Raw genomic sequence first — 22,434 nt, forward strand, 5'->3', positions numbered from 1 at the left:
AGCGCCTCGGTGTCGCATCTCCCGCCATTCGGGAGGGGCTAAGGCGCCTATGACGAATATGTTCCAGCCTGCAATGGCCGCCGATCGAGCCGCCGGTAGAAAGGCTAGACAAACGCACGAAACAATCCAGCGCCAGATTGTCCCCACGACCGGGCACTGGATTGTTTCGCCGAACCGGCCAGACGGGCGATGGCTTGCCCTCAGGCCGCACCAAGCGAGGTTAGCGCTTGGCCTTCTTCGTCTTCTTGGCCGCCTTCTTGGTGGCCTTCTTCGCCGTCTTCTTTGCAGCCTTCTTGGCGGCTTTCTTCACGGTCTTCTTCGCAGTCTTCTTGGCCGACGTCTTGGTCGCGACCTTCTTGGCCTTCGCGGCGGCCCGCTTGGGAGCGGCTTTCTTGGCAGCCTTCTTCGAGGCCCGCTTCGCCTTCGGCGCAGCGGCAGTCACTGGATCCGTCGCAGGCTCGGGCGGGGTGCCCGGAGCGGCGATGGTCGGGTCGGTGAGTGTGGTGTCGTCCATATCGGTCCCCCGATCTGTTGGAAACCCTATGACGATAGCTGGATTCTCCGTGCTGTCAAAGTGAGCGCAACTAATCACTTGTGCGCAAGCTCGCATAGGCCGCCAGCGCCCGCTCGCGCCCCCGCTTGTGATCGATGGTTGGCGCGGGGTAGGAGCGTCCCAGCGTCACGCCGGCCTCGGCGAGCTCGAGCGGCTTTGCCGCCCAGGGTTGGTGGATCAGGCTGGCGGGCAGGCGCGCGAGCTCGGGAACCCAGCGCCGCACATAGCTGCCGCTGGCGTCGAACTTCTCGCCCTGCAGCACGGGATTGAAGACGCGGAAATAGGGGGCGGCATCGGCGCCGGAGCCGGCGACCCACTGCCAGCTCGCGGGGTTGCTGCCGGGGTCGGCGTCGACCAACGTGTCCCAGAACCACTGTTCGCCCTGCCGCCAGTCGATCAGCAGGTGCTTCACCAGCAGCGAGGCGGCGACCATGCGGACGCGGTTGTGCATGCTGCCGGTGTGCCAGAGCTCGCGCATCCCGGCATCGACGATCGGATAGCCGGTCTGGCCGCGCTGCCAGGCCGTCAGCGCGGCGTCATCCTGGGTCCACGGAAAGGCGTCGAAGGTCGGCTGCAGGTTGCGGGTGGCGAGGTCGGGATTGTTGTAGAGCAGGTGGCGGCTGAACTCGCGCCAGCCGACCTCGCTCAGGAACTTGTCGATCCCCTTCGCCAAAGCCGGTCTCTCCTCTGCGGCGAAGCGCGCGGCGTGAAAGATCTGGCGCGGGCTGATTTCGCCGAACCGTAAATGGGGCGACAGCCGCGAGGTGGCCTCGACGTCCGGACGGTCGCGGTCGGCTGCGTAGGTCCCGACAGAGCTCGTGAGGAAGTCGTTCAGCCGCTGCTGGGCAGCGCGCTCGCCGGCCTGCCATGTCGCGCGCAGGCCGCCCGCCCAATCCGGCCGGGTCGGCTCCAGCGCCAGTTCGTCGACCGCAAGGCTCGCGATCCCCGGCACCGGCGGCAGCCGCACCGGCATCGGCAACGGCTTCGGCGGATCGCCCAGCGCCAGCACGCGTTTCCAGAACGGGGTGAACACGCGCGGGCCACGGCCATCCTTGCCGCGCATCTCGGCGGGATCGACCAGCAGGTCATCAGCAAACACGCGCGACGTGACGCCGATCTCGCCGAGCGCGGCTTCCACGCGCTCTGCGACGGCGCGCGGGCCGCGCTGCGCGACGTCGTTCCAGTAAACCGCGCCGGCCTTGGTCTCGCGTGCCAACTGGCTGAGCACCGTCGCTGCCGGCCCGCGGCGGATCACCAGATCGGCCCCGAGCGACTGCAACTCTATGCGGAGTGCACGCAGCGATTGCGCCAGCCACCATCGCGTCGCTCCTCCAAGTGGACGAAGTCCCGGACTCTCCTGATCGTAGATGTAACTACAAACAACCGGCACGCCGGCCTGGGCTGCGGTATACAACGCGGGGTGGTCAGAAAGTCGCAGGCTCTCGCGAAACCATACGATGATAGGGGTGGGAGCCATGCTCAGGTATCTTATTGCTGCCTTTTGAGGGGATGTCCGTATTCTTCCTGCCGGAAAATAATCGGATGGAAACGAAGTACGGGCACTTTGAGATTTAGTTGCAGTTCCCTCGGAAGGTTTCTGACGTGTCCGTCAAGTTGAAGCTCGGCACCAAGGCGCTGATCGGCGCCGTTGTCGTCATTGCGCTGAACACGGCCCTCGTGGTCGGCGCGGCCTACTGGTCTCTCACCAACGATTTTGCGGATCGCGCCAAGCGCGACATCGAAGGGAATCTGCGCACCTTCGCCCTGACTTTCGCTGAAACGTTCAAGGACGCCAAGGTCAGCGTGCAGAACGGCGCCGTCACACGCATCGAGATTCCCGCAATCCCCGAGATCAAGGATCATGCCATCGTCGACCGCGCGGTGTCCTATGTCGGCGGCAGCGCGACCTTGTTTGTTGTCGACGACAGCGGCCAGTTCGTGCGCCGCTCGACCAATGTGAAGAAGGAGAATGGCGATCGCGCCGTTGGCACGCAACTCGCCGCTGATCATCCCGCGCAGGCGCTGCTGCGCCGGGGCGAAGCCTATAAGGGACCGGCCACGCTGTTCGGCAAGCCGTTCATGACCGCCTATTTCCCCGTCACCAACCCCGCTGGCAAGGTGACTGGCATCCTCTATGTCGGCGTGCCGATGGCCGAGCTCGACGCGATGCTGGCGCAGGCGATGCAGACCATGATCATCGCTGCCGTGGTCGCCGCGCTGCTGGTGCTCGCCCTGACCATGCTCGCCGTGAGCCGCGTCACGAAGCCGCTGAGTGCCGTGACGGAGGCGCTGACTGCGATCGCCGAGGGACGCGAGAATGTCGACATCAAGTCGGATGAGCGCGGCGACGAGATCGGCGAGATCGCCCGCAGCTTGGTCGTGTTCCGCAGCGCCGCCAGCGAGCGGCGTCGGATGCGCGAGGAGCAGGCGGCGGCCGCAACGGCCGCGGTCGAGCAGCGCAAGGCCGAGCTGCAGCGCTTCGTGGATTCGTTCCAGGCCAGCATCGGCGGCATCATCGACAACGTGCTGACCTCGTCGGGCGAGTTCGAGCGCGAGGCGCGACAGCTCACCCAGACCGCGCGCACCACTGCCGATCTGTCGGGACAGTCGGCCGGCGCCTCCGAGACCGCCTCCGAGCATGTCCGCACCGCGGCGGCGGCGTCCGACGAGCTGTCCGGCTCGATCGCCGAGATCATCCGCCGGGTGCAGGAATCCAACGCCATCGCTGCCGAGGCGGTCAAGCAGGCCACCGCGACCGACCAGCGCATCAAGGAGCTGTCGGATGCCGGCAACCGCATCGGCGACGTCGTCAAGCTGATCACCTCGATTGCCGAGCAGACCAATCTGCTGGCGCTCAACGCCACCATCGAGGCCGCCCGCGCCGGCGATGCCGGTCGCGGCTTCGCGGTCGTCGCCCAGGAGGTCAAGACGCTCGCCGGCCAGACCGCCAAGGCGACCGAGGAGATCTCCAGCCAGATCGCCAACATGCAGACCGTGACGCAGGAATCGGTCGATGCGATCAAGGCGATCGGCTCGACCATCGAGCGCATCAACGAGATCGCGGCGTCGATCTCGGGCGCGGTCGAACTGCAGCGCGCCGCCACCCAGAACATCACCCAGAGCGTCCGCTCGGCCGCGAGCGGCACCGCCGAGGTCGTCAACAACATCCGCAGCGCGGCGCGCGGGGCGGGCGAGACCGGCGAAAGCTCGAACCGGATGTTCGCCTCGGCGCAGGCGCTGTCCGGCGAGAGCCTGCGGCTCAAGGCCGAGGTGCAGAAGTTCCTCGACGGCATGCGCGCGGCCTGACATCGCTGCTCACCCGTAGAGCAGCCTTGGCAGGATCGTCACGATGCCCGGGAATAGCGTGAGCAGCAGCACGAAGGCCACCATGATGGCGAGGTAGGGCGCGGTGACGCGGGCGATGTAGCCGAGGCCGTCCTCCGTCAGGCCCTGGATCACGAACAGGTTGAAGCCGACCGGCGGCGTGATCTGGGCCATCTCGACCGCGAGCACCAGGAAGATCCCGAACCACACCTCGTCGAAGCCCGCGCCCTTCACGATCGGCAGCACGATCGGCAGGGTCATCACGATCATCGAGAAGCCGTCGAGGAAACAGCCGAGGATCAAATAGAACACGATCAGGACCACGATCAGCATGAACGGCGACAGGCCGAGGCCCTTGACGAAGGCGGCGACCGCCTGGGGAATGCCGAGAAACGCCGCGGCGTTGCCGAGGATCGAAGCGCCGAGTACGATCAGTGCGATCATCGAGCAGGTGATGACCGAACCGATCATCACGTCGCGGATGACCTGCTGCGACAGCGCTCCCTGGAAGAACGCCACCAGCGCCGCGCCGAGCACGCCGACGGCGGCGGCCTCCGACGGGGTCGCGAGGCCGCCATACATCGAGCCGAGCACGCAGGCGATCAGGAACAGGGCCGGCGCCAGGTCCTTCAGCGCGGCGAAGCGCTCGGCCCACGGCACCTGCGAGAGCTGCGCCTCGGCGTTCGGCACCATCGCAGGCTTGAGCGTGGTGTGCAGCATCACCCAGCCCATGAAGGTCGCGGCGAGTAGCAGGCCCGGCAGCACGCCGGCGGTGAACAGTTTCAGGATCGAGACGTCGCCGAGCACGCCGTAGATGATCATGATGTTCGACGGCGGGATCAGGAAGCCGAGCGTGCCGGCGCCGGCGAGCGAGCCGATCGCGATGTCGCGCGAATAGCCGCGGCGCAGGAGCTCGTTGAGCGACATCCGGCCGATGACCTGCGTGGTCGCCGCCGACGAGCCGGAGATCGCGGCGAAGATGGTGCAGCCGATGACGTTGACGTGCAGCAGGCGGCCCGGCAGCAGGCCGGCCCAGGGCGCGAGGCCTTGGAAGAGCGAGCGCGACAGCCGGGTGCGGAACAGCAGCTCGCCCATCAGGATGAACAGCGGCAGCGCCAGCAGCTCCTGGGTGGTCAGGATGTTCCAGGCATATTGCGGAAGCAGCTTGTCCAGCGGGATCGAGCGGAACATCGCCAACAGCAATGTCGCGGTGAAGGCGAGCGTGAGCCCGATCCACAGGCCGCCGGCCAGCAGCGCGAACAGGATGACGAAGAGGGCGATGACTTCGATGGTCATGGGGAGGGGGAGTCCGCGGTGAGGAGGGCGGGCGGGAGTGGTCGGGCGGAGGACCAGCCGAGCGCGGGATGAGACGTTGTATGGGTCAGGTGCGCACAGTGCTGGCGGCGCGGGCGGTGCAACCTCGCCCCGCTTGCGGGGAGAGGTCGGATTGCATCGTTAGATGCAATCCGGGTGAGGGGGGCTCTCCGCACGGTCGGTGGGTGTGGCTGCCCCTCACCCCAACCCTCTCCCCGTAAGGACGGGGAGAGGGGGCGCACCGTTTGCGGGGCGACGATCGTGCGGCGCGCGCGGTGTAACCTCGCCCCGCTTGCGGGGAGAGGTCGGATTGCATCGTTAGATGCAATCCGGGTGAGGGGGGCTCTCCGCACGGTCGGTGCTCGTGGCTGCCCCTCACCCCAACCCTCTCCCCGCAAGAGCGGGGCGAGGGAGCGCACCGTCTGCGGGGTGAGAGCTCGCATCGTTTCGATGAGTTTTCGCGCCCTCATTCGACCGGCGACGCCTTCATGCGGTGGTCTTCCAGCGGCAGTCCGAGCGCCGCTTGAATCGCCCGGGCTAGGAATTGCAGCGTCAGCAGCAGCATGCCGAACGTCACGACGGCCTGCGGAAACCACAGCGGGGTGTCGCTCGAGGTCGAGACCTGGCCGCGGATGAAGGAGCTCCAGGCGAACTTCGTCATCGCCGAGGTCAGGAACGCCATGAAGGCGAAGCCGGCGGCGGCAGCCAGCACCTCCAACGCGCGCTGCAGTGGGGCGGGCACGTTCTTCAGCAGCAGCACTACGCGGATGTGGCCGCCGACCCGCAACGTCATGGCGGCGCCGAAGGTGAACGAGGCCGCCATCAGATAGGACGAGTATTCCCAGGCGATCGAGATCGTCGGCGGGAAGAACGGCAGCACATTCGATAGCGCCCGCGTCGTCACCTCCGCCAGCATCAGGCACGTCAGTGTTAGCAGGCAGCCGCCGCCGATCCAGCCGTCGAGCCGGCCGAGCCGGTCGATGACATCGAGCAGGATGCGCAGCGGCGCGGGGGCCGCTGCATTGAGGCTCGCCCGATCGGCCGGCGAGGTGGCTTGCGCGATCTCAGCCACGCTTCATCTCGGCGAGATAGGCCTTCACCGGCGCCTCGGCCGCGGGTACGCGCTTCAGGAAGGCTTCCATCTGCGGCGCGGTCTTGGCACGGATCTCCGTCATCATTGCATCCGAGACCGGCACGACTTCCATGCCGCCTTCCTTGAGGCGGTTGAGGCTGTCGACGTCGGCCTTGACCGAGTTGGCCCAGAACGTCGGCTCCATCTTGGCGGCGATGTCGCTGATGATCTTCTGCTGCTCCGGCGTCAGCGCCTTCCAGGAATCCAGGTTCACGTTGAGCATCTGCGACGACCACACATGGTTGGTCGGGTAGACGTATTTGAGAAACTCCCAGAACTTGCCGTCGACGCCCGACACCGACGAGGTCGAGACGCCGGCGACCGCGCCGGAGGCCAGAGCCGGAATGGTCTCGCCCCAGGGGATCATGACCGCGGCCATGCCGATGGCGTTGAGCATGTCGACCGCGTTCTTGTCGGGCACGCGGATCTTGATGTTCTTCAGCCCGGCGACATCGGTCGTCTTGACCTTCAGATGCAGATACTGCGTCGGCCACGGCACGATGTAGAGGATCTTCTGGTTGTTGCGGGCGGCGATCTTGTCGTATTCGGGCCGGACATATTTGTGCAGCGCCTTGACCTCGTCGACGGAGCCCGCGAGGAACGGAATGCTCTCCACGCCCATAAAGGGCTCATCGCCGACCTGCTGGATGTTGAGCACGTCCGCCAGTGGCACGAGGCCGTCGCGCACGGCGCGCAGATGCTCGGGGCCCTTGAAGCCGAGCTGACCGCCGGCCTTCACGGTGATGTTGACGGCGCCATTGGTCTGCTTCTTCACCTCCTCGGCGAAGGCCATCGCATTCTGGGTGTGGAAGTTGGCCTCCGGCCAGACCGTGGACATGTCCCAGTTGGTGGTGGCGGCGCGGGCGCGCGTCGAGAGCTGGGTCGCTGCGAGCAGGGTGGCTGCGCCTGCGGTGAATTTGCGTCGCGTGATCATGAGAGTCTCCGCTTCGTTGCTGAGCTAAGGGAAATGGAAGAGGCTTGGCCAGCAGTCTGGTTGCGGCCATCCTTCGAGACGCCCGCCTGCGGCGGGCTCCTCAGGATGAGGGCACGTTGCGCGGCCAGATGCTGATCCTCTCCATGAACACGCCGGTTGGCGTGTTCATGGTCTGTGTGCAGGACCCGCTTGGGTGCCAAAACCTCATGGTGAGGAGCGCCGCTCTTGCGGCGCGTCTCGAACCATGAGGCCACGATTGTTTCAACGGGCATGAGATCTCACCCAACCTGCCCATAGACCTTTGCCGCGTTAACCGCCGACACCAGCCCGCTCTCGACGTCGCTCTGCACGAGCTCCGCCGCGCGTGCGCGGGGATCGCCGATGCCCGCGCCGCCCGGTGTCAGCACCACCAGCCGGTCATCCGGCGGCACGGTCTGGAAGCCCTTGCCGCGCAGCTTCTTGCCCGAGGCGAGCCCGACATAGCCGGCCTCGCCATTGTGGCCGCCGTCGCGGCCGCGGGGCGGGTGGTCGATGCGGTCGAAGGCGGCGAGGATGTCGAACGGCGCGTCGACGCCGCTGCCGACCTCGATGATCTGGCCGAGGCCGCCGCGGGTGCGGCCGGCGCCGCCGGAGTCCGGGCGCAGCTCCTTGCGCCAGAAGATCAGCGGCGTCTGTGTCTCGGCAATTTCGACCGGCGTGCCGCGCACGCCGCTTGGATAGGCGGTCGCCGACAGTCCGTCCTTGTCGAAGCGTGCGCCGGTGCCGCCATTCGAGGTCACAGCCATCGAGAACCCGTAATTGCCGCCGGCGCCGGAGCGGGTCTGGCCGCGCACGTTGAGATTCCACAGGCACGACGTGCCTTCGGCCGGCACGCGTTCCGGAATGATCTGGCGCAGGCAGCCGAACACGACGTCGGGCAGCATCTGGCCGATGACGTGGCGCGAGGCCACCGGCGCGGGCTTCGGCGCATTGAGGATTGCGCCCGACGGCGCCGACACGGTGAGCGGCGACAGCGAGCCGGCATTGTTGGGGATCGCTGACGCCACCACGCAGCCGAGCCCGAACACGGTGTAGGCCGTCGTATAGGACAGCGGCACGTTGATGCCGAACTTCGAGGCCGTCGACGTGCCGTCGAAGTCGACATGGATGCCGTCATCGCTGATCGTGAGCGCGGCCTTGAGCGTCACCGGCGCATCATAGCCGTCGACCACCATCTCGTTGCGCCAAGTGCCCTTGGGCAGCTTGGCGATCTCCGCCAGCACCGCTTCGCGCGAGCGGTCGCAGACGTAGTCGCCGAGCTCATCGAGCGATGAGATGCCGAACTCGGTCATCATCTCGACCAGGCGCTGGCAGCCGACATCGTTGCAGGCGGCGAGCGAATAGGTGTCGCCTTCGGTGTCGACCGGCAGCCGGGTGTTGGCGCGGATCATCGCCATCAGCGTCTCGTTGACGACGCCCTGATCAATGAGCTTCAGCATCGGGATGTACAGCCCCTCCATGAACACGTCGGTGCCATCGGGGCCGAAGCCGATGCCGCCGATGTCCATCAGATGGCTGGTGCAGGAGAACAAGGCGACCGGCTGGCCGTCCTTGAAGCACGGCGTGGTGACGACGAAGTCGTTGAGATGACCGGTGCCCATCCAGGGATCGTTGGTGATGTAGGCATCACCCGGCTTCATCGTATGAATCGGGAAATGCGTGATGAAGTGCTTCACCGACTCGGCCATCGAGTTGACATGGCCCGGTGTGCCGGTGACGGCCTGCGCCAGCATGCGTCCCTTCAGGTCGAACACGCCGGCGGAGAGGTCGCCGCATTCGCGCACGATCGGGCTGAAGGCGGTGCGCAGCAGCACCTGGGCCTGCTCTTCGACCACGGCGATCAGCCGATGCCACATGATCTGCAGGTCGATCAGGCTGGTTTGGGATGCGCTCATCGTCAGGCCGCCTTCCGTTCCATGACGATGCTGCCGGCACCGTCGATATGCGCGTCAAAACTGTTGGAGATGAAGGTCGAAGTCTCGTCCTCGGCGATCACGGCGGGACCTGCGATGACCGCGCCCGGCGCCATCTGCTCGCGGCGATACAGCGGGATCTCGACGAAGCGGCCGGCGCGGCCATCGAAGAATTTGCGGTGGCCCGAAGCCGCGCCGGCGGGCTTGCGCATGACCTCGGCGACGGTGGCCGGCTGACGCGCGTCCGTCGTCGCCAGCACCGACCAGCTCAGCACCTCGATCGCGGCCCCCGGGATGGCGCGCTCGAACAGCGCGGCATAGCCGGCCTCGAAGGTCTTGCGCAGGGCAGGGAGATCCTCCGCGGTGAGTGCGCGGTTCGGCAGCTCGACGCTGATCTCATGGCCCTGGCCGACATATCGCATGAACGCCGCGCGGCGCTCGCGCACCGGAGCGCCGGCCGCGCCGGGCTCGACCAGGGCCCGGGCCTCATCGGCCATCTGCTGCAACAGGCCGGAGACGAGCGCCGTGTCGAAATCGTCGAGCCGGGCATGACGGCTGCGTACCAACTCATAGGCGATGGGGGCGGCGAGGAAGCCGACCGCCGAACCGACGCCGGCATTGGAGGGCACGATGACTTTGGCGACACCGATCTTCTCGGCGACGCGGGCGGCGTGCAGCGGCGCCGCACCGCCGAACGCGATCAACGTGTGCTGGCCGATGATTGCGCCGCGCTCGACGGCATGAACGCGCGCCGCGCTCGCCATGTTCTCGCAGACGACCTCGTGCACCGCATAGGCTGCGGTCTCGGCGTCCAGCCCGAGCGGCGCGCCGACGTCACGGAGCAGGGCCTGCTTCGACAATTCGGGATCGAGCTTGATGGTGCCGCCAGCGAATGCGTCGGGATCGATCATGCCGAGCGCGACGTCGGAATCAGTGACCGCCGGACGCTGGCCGCCGCGGCCATAGCAGGCCGGGCCGGGTTCGGAGGACGCGCTCTCGGGACCGACGGTGACGCGCTTCATCGCATCGATGCGGGCGATCGAGCCGCCGCCGGCGCCGATCTCGACCATCTCGATGACGGGGATGCGCACCGGCAGGCCGGAGCCTTTCAGGAAGCGCGCGGCGCGATCGACCTCGAACACGCGCGAGCTCTCCGGCTCGAAGTCCTCGATGAGACAGATCTTGGCGGTGGTGCCGCCCATGTCGAACGACAGCACCTTGCGCTCGCCGAGTCGCGCGGCAATCTGGCCGGCGAAGATCGCGCCGCCGGCGGGGCCGGATTCGACGAGGCGCACGGGGAAACGCCGCGCCGTGTCGATCGAGGTGACGCCGCCGCCTGACGTGACGAGATAGATCGCGCCGCGGAACTGCTCGACGCGCAACGCCTGGTCCATGCGGGCGAGGTAGGAATCCATCAGCGGCTGCACATAGGCGTTGGCGACCGCGGTCGAGGTGCGCTCATATTCCCGGATTTCGGGACAGACGGCCGACGACAGCGTGATCGAGACTCCAGGCAGTTCCTCGGCGAGGATTTCGCCGGCGCGGCGCTCATGCGCGGGATTGGCGTAGGCGTGCAGGAAGGCGATGGCGATGCTGGCAACATCGAGCGCGCGCAGCTGCGGCGCCAATGCGCGCACCGCCGCTTCATCGAGTGGCAGTCTGATGTCGCCGTGAGCATCGACACGCTCAGGTACCGTGAAGCGAAGAGCGCGCGGCACCAACGGCTTCGGCTTGTCGATGGAGAGATCGTACTGGTCGTAGCGGCTCTCAGTTCCAATATCGAGAACATCGCGGAAGCCCGACGTGGCGATCAGCGCGGTCTTCGCGCCGCGTCGCTCGATGATCGCGTTGGTCGCGAGCGTGGTGCCGTGGATGAAGACGTCGATGTCGGAGATGCGGGCCTTCGCATCGGCCAGGATGAGGCGGGTGCCATCGAGCACGGCCTGCTCGGGCTGCGTCGGCGTCGTCAGCACCTTGCGTGTGCGGCGGTGATCGCCGATGTCGAGTACGATATCGGTGAACGTGCCGCCGATATCGACGGCCAGCCGGACTTCGGCTCCTTCAAGCATTCGGTCATCTCCGCAAGCGACGAATTGATGTGCGATTTGAGCAAGTCCCATGCCATTGCGCCAGCGGAGATACGTGTTGCTGCTCTGCGTTTTGTGCGGCGCGGATTGAAGGTCGTGGCGAGATGTGCGCTCAATCTTGCTGATTGAGAGCTGATTGGCTCTCGCAACACTGAGCACGACGTTGCCCGAAATCGCTTGGCGGCGCATCACAGGCTCCGCCGTCGTCCCGGCGAACGCCGGGACCCATAACCCCAGGGAGAGGTTTGAGGCAGGCACGTCGTTACACACCTTCCGCCTCACGTCCGCCGCGGCGTATGGGTCCCGGATCGGCGCCGCGTCGCGCTGGCGCGCGCCGTGGCTTGTCCGGGACGACACGGGAGATTGGTGCGCGTGCGGAGCATCTCATCGGCGTGCGTTCGTGTTCCCGCGGCGCATCACGCCCGAGTTCTGCGATCAGTTCACCCTCTCCGCAAACGAGAGGGTGCAGGGAATGCCGGGTGAAGGCCTCACCCATGGCCCGCCTGCGAACAAGAATGCAGGCGGCAGGTACCACAGGTTCAGCCGAGCATCCGGCATTCCCTGCGCGGTGTCTTCACGCTTATACGCAGTCTCCCTGGCGCGCCGGCTTGTTGGCCACCATTCCGCGACAACGCGCTGACGCGCATTGCGTGGGGATACCAGCTTCGGGGTATCAGGACGCTGCGACTTCACGTCCGCCATCATGCCGGTCGTCTGCGCTGAAAGCGCGTCCGACATGATCAGCGGCACCGCATCCCGCACCCGACGTTCGTGACGACGCGTACGTCCCTCTGCATGGGGCAGGACGGCGCGGATCATACATGATTTCTGGAAAAGAGAAAGTATTTTTTCGGGAAAGCGGAATGTGCATGGTCGCGTGAAAGACGGTAAAGGGGGCCGGAGACAAATGCCGGATTCCGACGTTCTCAGGCCTCGTGTTCCGGCCCGGCTTGGCGTAAAGCAGCCGAATCGAAGAGAGGTCCTCCCTTGTCATTTCCCGTGACCAATCCGCCGCTGGCCCGCGCGCTGGCCGAGCGCAATTATGAGACGCCCACCCCCGTCCAGCTGGCCGTGCTCGCTGACGACGCCGTCGATCGCGACCTGCTGGTGTCGGCGCAGACCGGCTCGGGCAAGACGGTGGCCTATGGGCTTGCGATGGCGGCGGACCTGCTGGGCGAGGCCGAACGCTTCGGCCCGGCCGCCGCGCCGCTCGCGCTGATCGTGGCGCCGACGCGCGAGCTGGCGCTGCAGGTGCAGCGTGAGCTCGCCTGGCTTTATCAATATGCCGGCGCCCGCGTGATCTCCTGCGTCGGCGGCATGGATCCGCGTCGCGAGCAGCGCGAGCTGGAGGCGGGTGCCCATATCGTCGTCGGGACACCCGGGCGGCTGTGCGATCATCTGCGGCGTCACCGTCTCGACATCTCTGAGCTGAAGGTGGTGGTGCTCGACGAGGCCGACGAGATGCTCAATCTCGGTTTCCGCGAGGACATGGAGTTCATTCTCGAGACCACGCCGGAGACACGCCGGACCTTGCTGTTCTCGGCCACGTTCCCGCGCGGCATCGTCGCGTTGGCCAAGCAGTACCAGGACGACGCGTTCCGCATCGAGGTCGAGGGCGACGAAGGCGGGCATGCCGACATCGAGTATCGTGCCATCCGCATCGCGCCCGATGATGCCGAGCACGCGGTGGTCAATCTGCTGCGCTTCTATGAATCACCGAGCGCGATCGTGTTCTGCAATACCCGCGAGGCGGTTCGGCATCTGCAGGCGGCGCTGCTCGAGCGCGGCTTCTCGGTGGTCGCGCTATCAGGCGAATTGACACAGAACGAGCGCACCATGGCGCTGCAGTCGCTGCGCGACGGCCGCTCGCGGGTCTGCGTGGCGACCGACGTCGCCGCGCGCGGCATCGATCTCGCCAATCTCGATCTCGTCATCCATGCCGAACTGCCGAATGATCCCGAGGTGATGCAGCATCGCTCGGGGCGCACCGGCCGGGCCGGGCGCAAGGGCGTCAGCGTGCTGCTGGTGCCGCCGGCGCGGCGGCGCCGCGCGGAGATGCTGCTGAAGCTCGCGGGCATCGAGGCCGACTGGGGCGCCGCGCCGCAGGCCGAGGAGATACGCAAGCTCGACCAGGAGCGCATGCTGCAGGATTCCATCTTCACCGAGGAGACGACGGCGGATGATCTGGCGCTCGCCCAGATCCTGCTCGCGCAGCGCTCGGCCGAGGACATCGCCGCCGCGCTGGCGCGGCTCTATCGCGCCCGGCTGCCGTCGCCGGAGGACATCCTCGATGCCGTCGAGGATCGCGGCCGCGGGCGTGCCGAGCGTGGCCGCGACCCCGTCGCCCGCAATGCGCGCGACACCGCCGCGCGGGATGACGGTCGCGCGCCGGCGCCGCGGACCAAGGGCGGCAAGCCGTCGCGCCACGGCATGGGCGAGCCCAGCGTGTGGTTCCGTGCCGCGATCGGGCGCCGCAAGAACGCCGAGGCGAGCTGGCTGCTGCCGATGATCTGCCGCCGCGGCGGCATCGACAAGCAGGACATCGGCGCGATCAAGATCTCCGACACGACGACGGAGTTCGAGATCGCCGCGCGCGTCGCCGACAGCTTCGCTGCCAACATCCGCCGACCCGACAAGGAGGACACGATCCGCATCGAGCCGCTCGGCGCGGCGCCCGCGGGGCAGCCTGCGGCCGAGACGGTTTGGCCGCAAAAGCCGCCGCCGCGGCGCAAGGCGGACGAGGGCGCCTATCACCCGCTCGACCGTGACGAGCCGCGCGAGCGCGCGGAGGAGAGGCCGCGCGGCAAGCCGCATCGCGAGGCTCCGTCGAAATCGTTCCGCGAACCGGCGTTCGCGAAGAAAAAGAAGCCGCGTGACAAGTCCGGCCATGGTGGTCAGGCGTTTCCTTCGAGCCATCCGCGCGCGAAGCCGCCAGGTGGGAAGAAGCCGAAGACCAAGCGTCGCGGCTGAGCTGGCCGGTCGAGGCGCTTGCGTCGACCGGTAAACCGTAAGGGAGGAGCCATCCTTGAGCCGCTATGCCGTCCTGTATTTTGCAACCCTGGCCGTGCTGCTCGGCTTCGACATCCCGTTCCTCGCCATCGTCGCCAAGGGCTTCTTCCAGTCGCAGGTCGGCGAGATGCTCGGCGAGATCCGGCCCGTGCCGGCGGTGCTGTTCTATCTGCTGTATGTGCTGGGTGTGCTGATCTTCGTCAGCGGCACCGCTGACGCCAACTGGCGCTCGACCTTGCTCTACGGCGCGCTGTTCGGCCTGTTCTGCTACGCCACCTTCGAGCTGACATCGCTGGCGATGCTCAAGCAGTGGACCTGGGCGGTGGTGGCGGTCGACATCAGCTGGGGCGTGTTCGTGACCGCGGTGTCAGCGACGGTGGGTTTGCTGATCGCGGACTGGGTGACGCCACGGGGCTGACGCGGTGCTCTGCCGGAAGCCTCGCGACAGAAGCTGCGGCCCGTGGCACAATGCGATCGATCACTCAGGTAACGGGTCCCGCGATGCCCGTACGAAAGGTCGTTCTGACCGACGATCAGGACAAGGTCATTCAAGATCTGGTAGCGTCTGGCCGATACCCGAACGCGAACGAGGTCCTGCGCGACGGCCTCCGTTTGATCGAGCGGCGTGAGGCTGAAGGTGCTGCAACGCTAGAGGGCCTTCGTGAGGCCGCTCAAGCCGGCTTTGCTGCGCTCGATCGCGGCGAGTTCAAGGAGTTCGCCACCATCGACGACCTTCAGGCCTATCTCAATGGCCTTTCGGACAAGCTCATCAATCGCGCCGACTGATCGCTGCGGATCGCAGTGCCCTGACGGGAGCGCCTGATGATGGGAGAGACGTGGCGGGTTCGTCTCGGTGCCCTCGCAGAGCTCGACTTCGCGAACATCCTGACATGAACGGTGGAAACGTTCGGTTGCGCCAAGCGGAGGTCTACCGAGACACGCTGCTGAGCGCGATCGGAGACTTGGCGAATGGTCCGGATGTGGCGGGATCGAGAGCCCGCGACGACATCATGCCCGGCGTTCGCACGCTTCACGTTGCGCGACGCGGCCGTGCCGGTCGACATTTGCTGCTCTACCGCATGAGCGGCCCGGGGGTCATCGAGATCGGCCGCATTCTGCATGACCGCATGGACTTGCCGCGGCATTCGCCCTTCCCATCCGAGAAGGGCGAATGATCTCGACCGCCTAAGACATCACTTCGGCTGCGGCACCACGCGCAGATACGGCTTCGGCGCCTTCCAGCCGTCCGGATAGATCGTCTTGGCTTCGTCGTCGGACACCGAGCCCGCGATGATCACGTCCTCGCCCTGCTTCCAGTCGGCGGGAGTGGCGACGCGGTGCTTGGCGGTGAGCTGCAGCGAGTCGATGACGCGGAGAATTTCCTGGAAGTTGCGGCCCGTGGTCATCGGGTAGACCAGGATCAGCTTGATCTTCTTGTCCGGGCCGATGATGAAGACGTTGCGGACGGTCAGATTGTCGGCGGCGGTGCGCTTGGCCGGATCGCCGGACACGGCTGCGGGCAGCATGTCGTAGAGCTTGGAGACGTTGTAGTCGATGTCGCCGATCAGGGGATAGTTCGGCGCCGCGCCTTGGGTCTCGCGGATGTCCTCGGCCCACTGCGAATGCTTGTCCACGGGGTCGACGGACAGGCCGATCAGCTTGACGCCGCGCTTGTCGAACTCCGGCTTCAGACGGGCCAACGCACCGAGCTCGGTGGTGCAGACCGGGGTGAAATCCTTCGGATGCGAGAACAGCAGCGCCCAGCTGTCGCCGATCCAGTCGTGGAATTTGATCTTGCCTTCGGTGGTCTCAGCCTCGAAGTCGGGCGCGGTGGAACCGATTTGAAGAGCCATGGCAGTCCTCATGTGGATGGAAGGGGCGGCATAAAACGTTCTCTCGACTATAGGAAATACCGCCTCCCATGGGAACCGTTCCAGAAAAAAGAGAACGTTGTTCTCCTGCAGCCTCCGCGAGCAACAACTTCTTTTGAGTTTCGCACCTGCGGCGAAACATCCGTGAGACTACCGGCTGCCCCGATTTCGCCACGTCTCGGTCGCAACACGCCGCCCCTCGCGACAGGCCGTTTTGAACCGTGATCGAGGTCACTGCGGCAAAAGAGCAACCGATACAAAAACCCACAGCAGCGTTTCGAACCATTAACCACTCGTTCAGACGCGGACCGACAAGGTGGGTCAACACAGCAACTGAGAAGAGAACATGGCTACCTCTGCACCAAAAACCATCGATGGTCTGGAACCGTCCTGTTGTGACACCGCCGCATCCGCGCTCGGCATCGTGCGCGACGGCGTGATCACTGGAGAAGGCCCGACCACCGCAGGCCGCGTGCATTTCTCCCGCATGCTCGACGCCGAGGACGCCGCCTGGTGCGCGCGCATCCTGACATCAGCCGCAATCAACGACACGCCCGTCAGCCGCGCCGAGGCCGAGGCGCTGTTTGCGATCGACGCCGCCGCGACCGAGCGCAAGGATGACGGCCGGTTCGAGGACCTGCTCGCCAAGGCCGTCGCGCACCACACCGCCGCGGCCTCCGGCCTGCCGGTGCCGCCGCGCAGCGTGGCGCTGTCGCCGGAGACGGCGATCGAGAGCTGGGCGCCCAATGCGCGCGGCGTGCGCACCGATGCGCTGGAGTGGGTGGCCAAGCAGATGCGCGGCAAGAGCCAGGGCGACCGCAACCGCGCGCTGATGGCGATGGTCGCGACACTGGTGGGCGTCACCGTGATCCCGCTGGCGCAGCTGCCGTCGATGATCGACATCGGGATGTAAGGCGCGCTGCGCCCGCCCGACAGCGAGATTTGCAAGAGCGCGATGATCTCATCGCGCTCTTTTGTTTTGGGGCCGCGATCGTCCGTGCGCGGCGCTTGCTCCGGCCTCTTGATGACGCCCGCTCGCCGGTGAATAGATCGTCGGAGACGACGGCGAGCACGGAGATGACGACATGAGCCGATGGAGCTTTCCCGCGCGCCTGCTGGCGGTAGCGGCGACGGCGCTGCTGCTCATGATGGCCTGGCAGACCTTCCCGCTGATCCAGGCCGAGCTGCTCGGCTTGCGCGCCAAGCCGCGCGACATCACGCCGCGCGGCGATCTCGCCGCCGACGAGAAGAGCACGATCGCGCTGTTCGAGAGCCGCAGCGGCTCGGTGGTGTTCATCACGACCGTTCAACAATCGGTCAATCCATGGACCGGCAATGCGCAGCAGGAACGGTCCGGCACCGGCTCCGGCTTCGTGTGGGACGAGCTCGGCCACGTCGTCACCAACTATCATGTGATCGAAGGCGCGACCGAGGCGCTGGTCAGCCTCACCGACGGCCGCTCGTTCCGCGCGGCGCTGGTCGGCGCCAGTCCGGAGAACGATCTCGCGGTGCTGGTGATCGGGGTCGGGGTCGACCGGCCGAAGCCGCTGCCGGTCGGCACCAGCGCCGATCTCAAGGTCGGGCAGAAGGTGTTCGCGATCGGCAATCCGTTCGGACTCAGCAGCACGCTGACCACGGGCATCGTTTCCGCGCTGAACCGCAATCTGCAGGTCACGCAGGAGCGGACATTGAACGGCCTGATCCAGACCGATGCCGCGATCAATCCCGGCAATTCCGGCGGCCCGCTGCTCGACAGCGCAGGAAGGCTGATCGGCGTCAACACTGCGATCTACAGCCCCTCGGGCGCGTCGGCCGGCATCGGCTTCGCCGTGCCGGTCGACAAGGTCAACCGCATCGTGCCGCGGCTGATCGTGAGCGGCCGCTATGTCAGCCCGAGTCTCGGGATCCGGACGGATGCGAAGGCCAACGAGGCGCTGGCTTCGCGGCTCGGCGTCTCCGGCGTGTTCGTGCTCGATGTCGAGCAGGATTCGGCGGCCGAGAAGGCCGGGTTGATCCCGGCACGGCTCACGCGCGACGGCGGCTTCGCGCTGGGCGACGTGGTGCTGGCGATCGATGGTCAGGAGGTGGATTCGCCTGACGATATGACCCGAGCGCTGGAAACCAAGACCCCCGGCGATCGCGTCGTGCTGCGCGTGCTCCGCAACCGCAAGACCATCGAGGTCCGGGTCACGCTCGACGTCGCGCGGTGAGGTGGTCGTGAAGTCGCTGGATGTTTCCACGCGTCATTGCGAGCGCAGCGAAGCAATCCAGGGCTGCGCGCGCGACTCTGGATTGCTTCGCAGCGCTCGCAATGACGTGGAGAGAGCGGTGCTTCTCATTGCGAAACAATTCGCGGAACGAGGTCCCCGGGGTCGCTTCCGCTCGCCCGGGGACATGTGCATTCGCGTGATCTGACTACTTCGCCGCCGCCTTCTGCTTCGGCGCCTCGTCATCGAGGCCGACGGTGCGGCCGGGGAAGCCAGCGGCGTCGAAATAGCGCTGGCTGCCGACGCGCTGCAGTTTCAGCACGGTGCGCAGGCCGCCGGCCGGGTCGGACTTGATGACGTCAGTCGTTGCCTTCGGCGTCGCGCCGTTCGGCATCGCTTCGGTCATGACGCGGCCGATCAGCTTGCCCTTCGGCGCGACCTTGAGGTCGAGCAGCCTGGCCGCGGTGATGCCGACGTCGGCGTTGCTGACGGGCAGGGGGTCGACGAAGCCCGCCTTGAAGTCGGGGCCGATGGCTGCCATGAAGTTGTAGGTGTCGCCGCGGCCGAACGAGCCGTGCATGCCCTGGCCCTGGCGCAGCACGGTGTCGGCGACCTCGACCTGGCAGTTGCTCGGCACGTCGCAGCCCGGCGCCACATAGGAGCGGAAGTTCACCACGATCGCCGGATGCGGCGTCACCGCCTTGCCGTCGAGATTGACGACCGACAGCGGCAACGTGCCGGGGATCTCGCCGAGCTTGTCGTCGACGAAGATGCCGGAGACATAGTCCTGCTCCAGCAGCGCCCTGACGGTGCGGCGGGCCAGCTTCTTGTCGTTGTTAGGCAGGTAGATCAGGTCGGAGCCGCCATTGGTGGCGACGACGAGATCGGGCTTGGTCGGGTCCTTGCCGAGCACGCCGTTGCCGGCCTTCGGATGCTTGCCGGCGGGCACGGCAGCGTTCTTGTCGTTGGGGTCGAACAGCGGCAGGTCGAGCGCCTTGGCGAGGTCGAGCGCCAGGAAGCCCATCGGCAGGAAGTCCTTCGGCGTGTCGTCATAGCTGACCTTGGCCGAGGGCGAGGTCTTGCTTTCCTTGGAGATGGTCGAGAAGCCGTGGTCGGCCTGCACCATGATGTTGGTCGAGGCGGAAAGGCCGAGATCGTCGAGCGCCTTGCGCAGCGCGGCGAGGTTGTCGTCGGCGTTCTTGATGCCGGCCATCGAGGTCGGGCCGTTGATGCCCGGCGTGATGGTGTTGAGGCTGTCGCCGTGATTGTGCTGGCTGCCGTCGGGATCGCGCGACCAGAACACCAGCACGAACGGCTTGTTGCGGGCCTTGAACATCGGCAGGACCACCTTGGTGGCGACGTCGACCATGTAGGCCTGCTGGGCGACATTGGCCGAGGTCGTGCCCGGCGTCTTGGCGTCGCCCGCCTTGCCGTTGTCGCCGCGCGACGGCGTCGCCAGCGGCAGGCCGGCCTTGGTCAGGGCGTCCTTGATCTCGTCGGTGATGGGCACGCCGTTCTTGTTGCCGGTCGAATCGTCGATCACCACCGAGGAGGTCGCGCCGGGCTTGCACGCGCAGCCGGTGTGATCGAACAGGTAGGTCGGGCCGAGCTTGCCGATCGCAGCCGTCGAATAGCCGGCCTTGCGGGCGAGCTTCAGGATCGTGTCCTCGTTGAGATAGTCGCCGTTGAAATGCTCGTCGATGTCGCCGAGCACGGCGTCGTTCTCGATGAAGGGCACCACGGTGTCGCCTGCGGGCGCCGAGGTGTAGCCGGTGAAGATGGTGTTCGAGAAGGTGCCGGTGTCGCCGAGATAGTGCCCGGTAGCCATCGCCGAGCCGTTGGCCATGGTGAAGGTCGGAAACAGCGAGTGCGAGTTCTTGAAATTGACGCCCTTGTCGCGGACGGCGGCCATGGCCGGTGCCGTCTCAGGCGTCACTTTGGCCGCGCGCAGGCCGTCTGGGATGAAGAGAATGAGGTTACGGGGCGTGGCGTTCTGCGCAAATGCGGCGCTGGACGACAAAAGGGTCAGTCCGGCGCACAGCAGCACGAGCGGGCGGCGCATTGAAAACTCCTGGAAGCAATCGGCGGAATCGCGGCGTCTCGCCGCAGGCAAGAGCTTTAGTTTTGCCAGGTGACGGTTTTGTTACAAGGGGGAAGGCTCGGATGTTGGCTGCTCAAGATACGATTTTCGCGCGGCGGTAGTCCAAGGCAGGAACCAGGGTGTGGCTTTCCGGTTGTCCGGTCACAACACAGGGAGCACACCATGGCTGCAGACAAAGACCTCAACGAACTCTTCCTCGATACTCTCAAGGACATCTACTACGCCGAGAAGCAGATCCTGAAGAACCTGCCGAAGATGGCCAAGGCGGCGCAGTCGCAGAAGCTGTCGGCGGCGTTCGAGAAGCATCAGGAAGAGACCGAGGGCCAGATCGAGCGTCTGGAGCAGATCTTCGAACTGCTCGGCAAGCCCGCCCGCGGCAAGCGTTGCGACGCGATCGAGGGCATCCTCGACGAGGGCAAGGAGATCATGACGGAGTACAAGGGCACGTCCGCCCTCGATGCCGGCCTCCTTGCTGCCGCTCAGGCCGTCGAGCACTACGAGATCTCGCGCTACGGCACCTTGAAGTCCTGGGCCAACAAGCTCGAACTCAAGCAGGCCGTCAAGCTGCTCGACCAGACGCTCAATGAAGAGAAGAAGACCGACGATCTCCTCACCAAGGTCGCCGAGAGCGAAGTCAATTACGAAGCGGCGGCCTGATCGCCGCTCGCGCCCTATCCGAGAATGGCCGCCGCCAGTGCTGCAATCAGCGCTGGCGGCGTTGCCACGAGTCCGATCTTGAGAAACTGCCAGGCCGACACCTCGATCTTTTCGCGCCGCAGCGCCGTCAGCCACAGGATGGTCGCGAGCGAGCCGGTGACGGAGATGTTCGGGCCGAGATCGACCCCGATCAGGATCGCACGGATGACTTCGTGCGGCAGGTGATCGCTGGCCGCGACCGAGCCTGCGACCAGGCCGACCGGCAGATTGTTGGCGATGTTGTCCGCCACCGCCGTGATCAGGCCCGCGGCCCAGGCCGTGCCCGCCGGTGAGTGGCTGACGCCCTGATGCAGCCAGGCGCTAAGCTGTCCGATCGCGCCGAGGAGGCTCAATCCTTCGACCATGACGAACAGGCCGCCGACCAGCGGCAGCACGCCCCAGGACACGCCCTTGAGGATCGGCCAGGGCGATTGCCGGCTGACCACGAGGATCGCGGCCGCGGTGACCACGCCGCAAACGAAGGTCGGCAGGCCGAGCTGGACGTCGAGCGCCGACGCCGTCAGCAGCACGGCTGCGATGGCGATGATGCCGAATGCTGCAAGCCAGCCCTCACGGCTGAGATGCGGCTTCTCGACATCGGTCCGCAACTGCTCGTCGCGCAGGGCGCGGCGTTGCGTCAGCCATAGCGCGACATAGGTGAGGGCGATGGCCGCGATCGAGGGGACGGTGAACTGCCGCAGCCATTCGGTGAGATGCGGCATGCGCTCGCCGAACACGACGAGATTGGCCGGGTTGGAGATCGGCAGCACGAAGCTCGCGGCATTGGCGATGAAGGCGCAGACGTAGAGATAGGGCAGCGGCGAGGCGCCGGCCGCGCGCGTTGCGGCGTAGACGGCCGGCGTCAGCACGATCGCAGTGGCGTCGTTGGAGAGCAGCACGGTGACCAGCGTGCCGACCGCGTAGACCAGCAGGAACAGCAGCTGCGGCGAGCCGCGGGCGTGCTCCACCGCGTAGGCCGCGAGATAGTCGAACAGGCCCTCGCGGCGGGCGAGCTCGGCGATCAGCATCATGCCGATCAGGAACAGATAGACGTCGACGCCCTTGCGGATGCCGGCGAGCGCGTCCGTCCAAGGCAGCAGGCCGAGGGCGACGAGCAGAATTGCGCCGGCCACCGCCCAGATCGCTTCGGGCAGCCGGAAAGGGCGGATGATGACGCCGGCGGTGGCGAGGATGATGATGGCGTAGGCGAGCCAGGTCGTGTGTGCGAACATGATCGGGGATCGTTAGAGCAAA

At 66.4% G+C, this 22,434-nt stretch carries 19 protein-coding genes; 8 read left to right on the forward strand and 11 right to left on the reverse strand.

Features of this window, described 5'->3' with window-relative positions:
- Window positions 1-220: 220 nt before the first annotated feature.
- On the reverse strand, window positions 221-514 hold the full coding sequence (locus BRAD285_RS35750) for a hypothetical protein (protein ID WP_006612582.1): 294 nt from the start codon (window positions 512-514) through the stop codon (window positions 221-223).
- 70 nt (window positions 515-584) lie between these two features.
- Window positions 585-2,030, reverse strand: coding sequence for a deoxyribodipyrimidine photo-lyase (locus BRAD285_RS13785; protein ID WP_172889768.1), 1,446 nt, complete (start codon window positions 2,028-2,030; stop codon window positions 585-587).
- A gap of 125 nt (window positions 2,031-2,155) precedes the next feature.
- Between BRAD285_RS13785 and BRAD285_RS13790 the strand changes: the two genes are divergently transcribed.
- Window positions 2,156-3,859, forward strand: a complete 1,704-nt coding sequence (locus BRAD285_RS13790; protein WP_035646875.1) for a Cache 3/Cache 2 fusion domain-containing protein — start codon at window positions 2,156-2,158, stop codon at window positions 3,857-3,859.
- Between the two features lie 9 nt (window positions 3,860-3,868).
- On the opposite strand, the gene BRAD285_RS13795 is transcribed toward BRAD285_RS13790, so the two are convergent.
- The 6 genes from BRAD285_RS13795 to BRAD285_RS36285 form a co-directional block, all read right to left on the reverse strand.
- Window positions 3,869-5,173, reverse strand: coding sequence for a TRAP transporter large permease (locus BRAD285_RS13795; RefSeq protein WP_006612585.1), 1,305 nt, complete (start codon window positions 5,171-5,173; stop codon window positions 3,869-3,871).
- A gap of 484 nt (window positions 5,174-5,657) precedes the next feature.
- Window positions 5,658-6,263 (reverse strand): TRAP transporter small permease subunit, encoded by a 606-nt coding sequence (locus tag BRAD285_RS13800; RefSeq protein WP_006610562.1) that lies wholly within the window; start codon window positions 6,261-6,263, stop codon window positions 5,658-5,660.
- Complete coding sequence (locus BRAD285_RS13805; protein WP_006610561.1) at window positions 6,256-7,257, reverse strand: TRAP transporter substrate-binding protein; 1,002 nt, start codon at window positions 7,255-7,257, stop codon at window positions 6,256-6,258. The genes BRAD285_RS13800 and BRAD285_RS13805 overlap by 8 nt, the downstream gene beginning before the upstream one ends.
- 278 nt (window positions 7,258-7,535) lie before the next feature.
- Window positions 7,536-9,191 (reverse strand): hydantoinase B/oxoprolinase family protein, encoded by a 1,656-nt coding sequence (locus BRAD285_RS13815; RefSeq protein WP_006610560.1) that lies wholly within the window; start codon window positions 9,189-9,191, stop codon window positions 7,536-7,538.
- A 2-nt stretch (window positions 9,192-9,193) separates the two neighbouring features.
- The gene (locus BRAD285_RS13820) at window positions 9,194-11,278 is read right to left on the reverse strand and encodes a hydantoinase/oxoprolinase family protein (RefSeq protein ID WP_006610559.1); all 2,085 of its coding nucleotides are present in this window, start codon (window positions 11,276-11,278) and stop codon (window positions 9,194-9,196) included.
- A gap of 453 nt (window positions 11,279-11,731) precedes the next feature.
- Window positions 11,732-12,115: a hypothetical protein gene (locus BRAD285_RS36285; RefSeq protein WP_006610558.1), complete on the reverse strand. Its 384-nt coding sequence runs from the start codon at window positions 12,113-12,115 to the stop codon at window positions 11,732-11,734.
- A 168-nt stretch (window positions 12,116-12,283) separates the two neighbouring features.
- Between BRAD285_RS36285 and BRAD285_RS13830 the strand changes: the two genes are divergently transcribed.
- The 4 genes from BRAD285_RS13830 to BRAD285_RS13845 all read left to right on the forward strand — a co-directional run bounded on the left by BRAD285_RS13830 (window position 12,284) and on the right by BRAD285_RS13845 (window position 15,480).
- Window positions 12,284-14,266, forward strand: a complete 1,983-nt coding sequence (locus BRAD285_RS13830) for a DEAD/DEAH box helicase (protein WP_006610557.1) — start codon at window positions 12,284-12,286, stop codon at window positions 14,264-14,266.
- Window positions 14,267-14,321: 55 nt separating this feature from the next.
- Window positions 14,322-14,723, forward strand: coding sequence for a DUF2177 family protein (locus tag BRAD285_RS13835; protein ID WP_006610556.1), 402 nt, complete (start codon window positions 14,322-14,324; stop codon window positions 14,721-14,723).
- Window positions 14,724-14,806: 83 nt separating this feature from the next.
- Entirely contained in the window at window positions 14,807-15,091 is a 285-nt protein-coding gene (locus tag BRAD285_RS13840; protein ID WP_006610555.1) for a type II toxin-antitoxin system ParD family antitoxin, read from the forward strand.
- Window positions 15,092-15,195: 104 nt separating this feature from the next.
- Window positions 15,196-15,480, forward strand: a complete 285-nt coding sequence (locus tag BRAD285_RS13845) for a type II toxin-antitoxin system RelE/ParE family toxin (RefSeq protein WP_244422115.1) — start codon at window positions 15,196-15,198, stop codon at window positions 15,478-15,480.
- Between the two features lie 18 nt (window positions 15,481-15,498).
- On the opposite strand, the gene BRAD285_RS13850 is transcribed toward BRAD285_RS13845, so the two are convergent.
- Window positions 15,499-16,158 (reverse strand): peroxiredoxin, encoded by a 660-nt coding sequence (locus tag BRAD285_RS13850; protein ID WP_006610554.1) that lies wholly within the window; start codon window positions 16,156-16,158, stop codon window positions 15,499-15,501.
- A gap of 364 nt (window positions 16,159-16,522) precedes the next feature.
- Here BRAD285_RS13850 and BRAD285_RS13855 point away from each other — a divergent pair, with 364 nt between their 5' ends.
- Both BRAD285_RS13855 and BRAD285_RS13860 read left to right on the forward strand, forming a co-directional pair.
- A complete protein-coding gene (locus BRAD285_RS13855; protein WP_006610553.1) occupies window positions 16,523-17,089 on the forward strand; it encodes a hypothetical protein in 567 nt (188 codons plus the stop codon).
- Window positions 17,090-17,261: 172 nt separating this feature from the next.
- The gene (locus BRAD285_RS13860; protein WP_006610552.1) at window positions 17,262-18,386 is read left to right on the forward strand and encodes a S1C family serine protease; all 1,125 of its coding nucleotides are present in this window, start codon (window positions 17,262-17,264) and stop codon (window positions 18,384-18,386) included.
- 205 nt (window positions 18,387-18,591) lie between these two features.
- On the opposite strand, the gene BRAD285_RS13865 is transcribed toward BRAD285_RS13860, so the two are convergent.
- A complete protein-coding gene (locus BRAD285_RS13865) occupies window positions 18,592-20,445 on the reverse strand; it encodes an alkaline phosphatase family protein (protein WP_006610551.1) in 1,854 nt (617 codons plus the stop codon).
- A 201-nt stretch (window positions 20,446-20,646) separates the two neighbouring features.
- Here BRAD285_RS13865 and BRAD285_RS13870 point away from each other — a divergent pair, with 201 nt between their 5' ends.
- Entirely contained in the window at window positions 20,647-21,141 is a 495-nt protein-coding gene (locus BRAD285_RS13870; RefSeq protein ID WP_006610550.1) for a ferritin-like domain-containing protein, read from the forward strand.
- Between the two features lie 14 nt (window positions 21,142-21,155).
- Here BRAD285_RS13870 and BRAD285_RS13875 read toward each other — a convergent pair whose 3' ends face one another.
- Entirely contained in the window at window positions 21,156-22,412 is a 1,257-nt protein-coding gene (locus BRAD285_RS13875; protein ID WP_006610549.1) for an arsenic transporter, read from the reverse strand.
- Window positions 22,413-22,434 lie beyond the last annotated feature (22 nt).

The organism is Bradyrhizobium sp. ORS 285, from assembly GCF_900176205.1.
Lineage (GTDB): Bacteria > Pseudomonadota > Alphaproteobacteria > Rhizobiales > Xanthobacteraceae > Bradyrhizobium.